The sequence below is a fragment of the Streptomyces mesophilus genome, assembly GCF_040300965.1.
Classification (GTDB): domain Bacteria; phylum Actinomycetota; class Actinomycetes; order Streptomycetales; family Streptomycetaceae; genus Streptomyces; species Streptomyces mesophilus_A.
This window is the reverse complement of record NZ_JBEPEW010000266.1, coordinates 1-5,613: the sequence shown is the minus strand read 5'-3', so window position 1 is coordinate 5,613 and position 5,613 is coordinate 1. Positions and strand designations below refer to the sequence as shown.

Here is a 5,613-nt window from a genome sequence, read left to right as displayed (position 1 = left end):
GGCTCTTTACGGCTGCCGCAGCCGCCTCGCCCCGTACGGCCGGCCCGCGCACCGTCCGCCACCTGGCCGCGAACCGGCTGTGCGGGGCGGTGGCGGCGACCGACTCGGCGTCCGCCGCCGTGTCCACGTCCCGCAGCGTCGGCAGGATGCGGACCCGCAGGCCCGCCATGTGCAGGCGCTCCCGTTGTACGGCGCCGGTGGCCGGCGTCGACATCGGGACGCCGCGGATCAGTGCGCCGTCCGGGCGGCCGAGCCCGAGTGCCCAGAAGCCGCCGTCCTCGGCCGGTCCCAAGAGCGCGTCGTGCGGGCTCAACTCCTCGGCGTGAGCGAGGAGTTCCGGCGTGACCTGCGGGGTGTCCATGCCGATCAGGAGTGTGGGCCCGGTGCATCGGTCGAAGGCCGCGGCCAGGCGTGCGTCGAGACCGCCCGCGCATTGCGGCACGACCTCGAACCCGCCGGGCAGCCACGGCCCGGACGCTCCGTCGAGCACCAGGACCCGGCGTTCGGCGGGAGCGGCCAGTACGGCGTGAAGAGTGTCGGCGAGGGCCGCCTCGGCGAGTGCGGCGGCTTCGGTCGGCGTACAGGGTGGTGTGAGGCGGGTCTTGACGCGGCCCGGCACCGGTGACTTGGCGATCACTAGCAGCGTGGTCATGCGCGCTCCTTCGTCGGAGCAGCGGGAGCAGCCGGAGCAGCGGGAGTGGCGGGAGCGGCCGGAGCGGCCGGAGCGGCGGTGTGTCCGGGGGGCGGGGCAGCCCCTGCCGGGGAATCCCCTGCCAGGGGAGACCCCTGCGTGCGGGCGGGCTCCGCGAGCACCCGCCGCATGTCCCGTACCGCCTGCCACGTTCCCCGCCACGTCCCCGTCACCTTCGACTTGCCGGCGCGCGGGAGATACGGCACCTCCCGCTCCGTCACCCGAAGTCCCGCGTCCGAGGCGCGGACCACCATCTGCAGCGGGTAGCCGCTGCGCCGGTCGGTGAGGTCGAGGGCGAGCAGGTCCGTGCGGCGGGCCGCACGCAGCGGGCCGAGGTCGTGCAGGCGCAGGCCGGTGCGGCGGCGCAGGAGGTGCGAGAGCGCCAGGTTCCCCGCCCGCGCATGAGCCGGCCAGGTTCCGCGCCGCTGCGGCCGACGGCGTCCCAGCACCAAGTCGGTCTCCCCGTCGGCTACTTGACGTACGAACGGCACGAGCAGCTCCGGATCCAGTGACGCGTCGCAGTCGCAGAAGCAGACGAACTCCGCCTCCGCGGCGAGCAGTCCGGCATGGCAGGCCGCACCGAAGCCGCGCCGCGGCTCGTGCACGACCCGGGCGCCGAGCGAGCGGGCGAGCTCCGCGGAACCGTCCCGCGAACCGTTGTCCACGACGATCGCGCGCCAGCCGGCCGGGATGCGCGCGAGCACCCAGGGCAGCGCCTCGGCCTCGTCCAGGCAGGGCAGCACCACATCCGCGCGGGGTGCGGCGGCCGGTGCTCCGTCGTCAGGGTGCGTCGGGTGCGTCGTCGTATGCGTCACGCCCCTCACCGTACGAAGCGGAAACCGGCATAAGGGATATGGGGATCTTACGAAACGCGGACGTCGGGCCCCGCCCGGCACTCGGCCCACGCGCTCCGACCGGCCCGGTGCGAAGCTTGGCGCCATGCAACGCGAAGGTGAGGGCACACAGCCCGCAAGCGAGTCCGAGCGGCGGGTGGGCGAGGGCGTGCAGCCGGGGCAGTCCGGAGCCGCGCCACAGGTCGGAGCCGCGCCACGGTCCGGGGTCGCACCACAGTCCGGAGCCGCGCCACGGTCCGGGGTCGCACCACAGTCCAAAGCCGCACCTCAGGTCGGAGTCGCACCACAGGCCGAAACCGCACCGCCGTCCGGACCCGCGCCGCAGGCCCGTGTCCTCGTCGTCGACGACGATCCGACCGTGGCCGAGGTGGTCGCCGGCTATCTCGACCGCGCCGGCTACCGCGTCGAGCGCGCCGCCGACGGGCCCTCCGCCCTGCGTGCGGCGCAGGAGCGGCTGCCGGACCTCGTCGTGCTCGATCTGATGCTGCCCGGCATGGACGGCCTGGAGGTCTGCCGCCGCCTGCGTGAACGCGCCCCCGTACCGGTGATCATGCTCACCGCGCGCGGCGACGAGGACGACCGCATCCTCGGCCTGGAGATAGGCGCCGACGACTACGTCACCAAGCCCTTCAGTCCGCGCGAGCTGGTGCTGCGCGTCGACTCCGTGCTGCGCCGCGCACGGCTGCCCCGGCGCAGCGAGTCCCCCCTGATCTCGTACGCGGGCATCGCCCTCGATCCGTCGGGCCGCCGCGCCACCAAGGACGGCCGCGAACTCGCCCTCACCCTGCGCGAGTTCGACCTCCTCGCCTATCTGCTCAGGCATCCCGGCGAGGCATGCAGCAGGGAGCGCCTTATGCACGAGGTGTGGGGCTGGGAGTTCGGTGATCTGTCGACCGTGACGGTCCATGTGCGGCGGCTGCGCGGCAAGATCGAGGAAGACCCGGCGCGGCCCCGGCTGATCCAGACCGTCTGGGGCGTCGGCTACCGCTTCGAAGAGGCGAAGGAAGTGGTGCCCGATGCGTGAGGTCCTGCTCATCGCCCTGTACGCGGCCTGCGGAGCGGCGGCCGCCGGCGCGCTCGGCGCGACCGCACTGCGCCTGCTGCGCCACCGGTCCGTCGCCGTGTCCCTCACCGTCGTCGCCGCCACGGCCGTCACCGCGATGCTGGCCGGGACGCTCGCGGTGGCCTGGGCGATGTTCCTGTCGCCGCACGACCTCACCGTGGTGACCCTCGTCATCGTCATGGCCGCCGTGGTCTCGTTCGCGACCTCGCTGCTGCTCGGCCGCTGGGTGGTGGCCCGTTCCCGCGAACTCGCCCAAGCCGCCCGCTCGTTCGGCGACGGCGGCAGCTTCGCGGCGCCGGGCGCATCGGCCACCGCCGAACTGGACGCCCTGAGCCGCGAGCTGGCCGCCACCAGCGCCAAACTCGCCGCCTCACGGACACGCGAACGCGCCCTGGAGTCCTCACGCCGCGAACTCGTCGCCTGGATCTCGCACGATCTGCGCACCCCGCTCGCCGGGCTGCGCGCCATGGCCGAGGCGCTCGAGGACGGGATGGCCGCCGAGCCCGAGCGCTACTTCAGGCAGATCCGCACCGAGGTCGAGCGGCTCAACGGCATGGTCGGCGATCTCTTCGAGCTCTCCCGTATCCACGCGGGCGCCCTGCAGCTCACCCGTACCCGGATGTCCGTCTACGACCTCGTGGGCGACGCCCTGGCCGGCGCCGATCCGCTCGCCCGCGAGCACGGGGTCCGGCTGATCGGCGAGCGGGTCGACGAAGTACCGGTCGAGGTCGACGGCAAGGAGATGACCCGCGTCCTGGCCAACCTCCTGGTCAACGCGATCCGCCGCACCCCCGCCGACGGCACGGTGGCGGTCGCGGCCGAGCGCGGAGAGGACGGCGCGGTGGTGGTCTCGGTCACCGACGGCTGCGGGGGCATCCCCGAGGAGGACCTGCCGCGCGTCTTCGACACCGGCTGGCGCGGCACCGCCGCCCGCACCCCGCCCGCCGGTGCCGGTCTGGGGCTCGCCATCGTGCGCGGCATCGTGGAGGCCCACCGGGGCAGCGCCGAGGTGCACAACGTGACGGGTGGCTGCTGCTTCAAGGTGCGGCTGCCGGTGGCGCCCTGAGGCCCGAACTGTCCGTGCGGCAAGGCGAGTTCAGCCCTCCCGCAGCCCCGCCCGCGCGAACTGCGCCATCCCCGCCGCGAACCCGACCTCCGGCTGCCACCCCAGCTCGGCCCTGAGGCGCGAGGAGTCGGCGGTGACATGCCGTACGTCCCCGAGCCGGTACTCGCCCGTGACGACCGGCTCGGGACCGCCCCGCGCACCGGCCAGGGCCGCCGCCATCTCGCCGATGGTGTGCGGTTCGCCGGAGCCGCAGTTGTACGCACGCACCGACCCCGCCGCGCGCTCCCGCACCGCCGCGAGGGCCAGCACATTGGCGCCGGCCACATCCCGTACGTGCACGAAGTCCCGGCGCTGCCGCCCGTCCTCGAAGACCCGGGGAGCGCGGCCCGCGGCCAGCGCCGAGCGGAAGAACGAGGCCACACCGGCGTACGGGGTGTCGCGCGGCATCCCCGGCCCGTACACGTTGTGGTAGCGCAGCGCGCTCACCCGCCCGCCCGTGGACCGCGCCCACGCGGAGGCGAGGAACTCCTGCTGCAGCTTGGTCGCCGCGTACACATTGCGCGGATCGAGCGGAGCGTCCTCGCCGACCGGGCCGGGCGCCAACTCCGCGCCGCAGGAGGGGCACAGCGCCTCGAACCGCCCGGCGTCCAGGTCCGATGCGGCCCGCGGGCCCGGCCGGACGACGCCGTGCGCCGCGCAGGTGTAGCGCCCCTCGCCGTATACGACCATCGACGAGGCGAGCACCAGATCCCGTACGCCGGCCGCGGCCATCGCCGTGAGCAGCACGGCGGTGCCCAGGTCGTTGCAGGACACGTACGCGGGCGTATCGCCGAAGTCCTTGCCGAGGCCGACCATCGCGGCCTGGTGGCAGACGGCGTCCACTCCGCGCAGCGCCTGCTCCAGCGCGTCGGGATCGCGAACATCCCCACGTACGAAAGCGGCGGGCAGCTCGGCGGGCGGCCGGGTGTGGGCGCTCGGGAGCAGCGCGTCGAGGACGACGGGCTCATGGCCCGCGCCCTCCAGGGCCGAGACGATCCGTGAGCCGATGAAGCCGGCGCCGCCGGTGACGAGTACACGCATGGCCCTGACGTTAGGCGCGCGGGGGATCGTGGAGGACGGCCGAAAGGGGCACGTCATGGGTCCGTAAGAATATGGCGGACCACAGGCATAGCAGGGGGCGGCCACAGGCGTCACCAGGAGCAGCAGACCTCCAGGGCCCGGGGGTCCAGGAGAGATGAAGGTGACGATGGATGCCCGTGATGCGGGATATGAGGACAGTTTCCGGCTGTTCGTGGAGAGCCGGTCCGCCGCGCTGCTGCGGACCGCGGTGCTGCTGAGCGGAGGCGATCGGCATGCCGCCGAGGACCTCTTGCAGAACGCCCTGGTCAAAGCGCTGGGGCGGTGGCACAGGATCGACGAGCCGGAGGCGTATGTCCGGCAGGTCCTGTACCGGCAGCAGATCGGACGCTGGCGCCTGAAGTGGCGCCGGCGTGAGGTGAGCGTCTCCGTACCGCCCGAGGCCGGGGCGGCCGAGGACGGGGCGGCGGCCGCCGAGCTGCGGGTGGTGCTGCGCGCGGCCCTCGGCCGGCTGACCGCACGGCAGCGGACGGTGCTCGTGCTGCGCTACTTCGAGGATCTGCCCGAGGCGGAGGTCGCCTCGCTCCTCGGCTGTTCGGTCGGCACGGTGCGTTCGACGACGCACCGCTCGCTGGCCCGGCTGCGCACCCTCGCTCCCGAACTCGCCGCGCTCGCACCTGAAATGGACGAACCCGTGCACCCCCGGCCTGTGGAGGTAGGACCGTGAAGATGGACGACATGGTGCGTTCGGCGCTCCGTGACATGGCGGAGGAGACCGGGCCGCCGACAGGTGACCTGGCGGGGCGCGTGGTCGCCGCCCGGCGCCGGCGCAGGACCCGGACGGTCGTGGGCGCGGCGCTCG

At 73.9% G+C, this 5,613-nt stretch carries 6 protein-coding genes; 3 read left to right on the top strand and 3 right to left on the bottom strand.

The genetic code is table 11. The features are described from left to right. Positions 1-652 (bottom strand): TIGR04282 family arsenosugar biosynthesis glycosyltransferase (locus ABT367_RS40480; RefSeq protein ID WP_352258861.1); only part of this gene is annotated, 652 nt, incomplete at its 3' end. Further along, positions 649-1,506: a glycosyltransferase family 2 protein gene (locus tag ABT367_RS40475; protein ID WP_434975651.1), complete on the bottom strand. Its 858-nt coding sequence runs from the start codon at positions 1,504-1,506 to the stop codon at positions 649-651. The genes ABT367_RS40475 and ABT367_RS40480, both read right to left, overlap by 4 nt. A gap of 397 nt (positions 1,507-1,903) precedes the next feature. Here ABT367_RS40475 and ABT367_RS40470 point away from each other — a divergent pair, with 397 nt between their 5' ends. Together ABT367_RS40470 and ABT367_RS40465 are read left to right on the top strand one after the other, a co-directional pair. Beyond that, the gene (locus tag ABT367_RS40470) at positions 1,904-2,569 is read left to right on the top strand and encodes a response regulator transcription factor (protein ID WP_352258863.1); all 666 of its coding nucleotides are present in this window, start codon (positions 1,904-1,906) and stop codon (positions 2,567-2,569) included. Further along, positions 2,562-3,674, top strand: a complete 1,113-nt coding sequence (locus tag ABT367_RS40465; RefSeq protein ID WP_352258859.1) for a sensor histidine kinase — start codon at positions 2,562-2,564, stop codon at positions 3,672-3,674. Before ABT367_RS40470 ends, ABT367_RS40465 begins: the two co-directional genes overlap by 8 nt. Positions 3,675-3,704: 30 nt before the next feature. Here the strand turns inward: ABT367_RS40465 and ABT367_RS40460 are convergent, their stop codons facing one another. After that, positions 3,705-4,754, bottom strand: a complete 1,050-nt coding sequence (locus ABT367_RS40460) for an NAD-dependent epimerase/dehydratase family protein (protein WP_352258857.1) — start codon at positions 4,752-4,754, stop codon at positions 3,705-3,707. Positions 4,755-4,908: 154 nt separating this feature from the next. Here ABT367_RS40460 and ABT367_RS40455 point away from each other — a divergent pair, with 154 nt between their 5' ends. Then, entirely contained in the window at positions 4,909-5,478 is a 570-nt protein-coding gene (locus ABT367_RS40455; RefSeq protein ID WP_352258855.1) for a SigE family RNA polymerase sigma factor, read from the top strand. Positions 5,479-5,613: the final 135 nt, after the last annotated feature.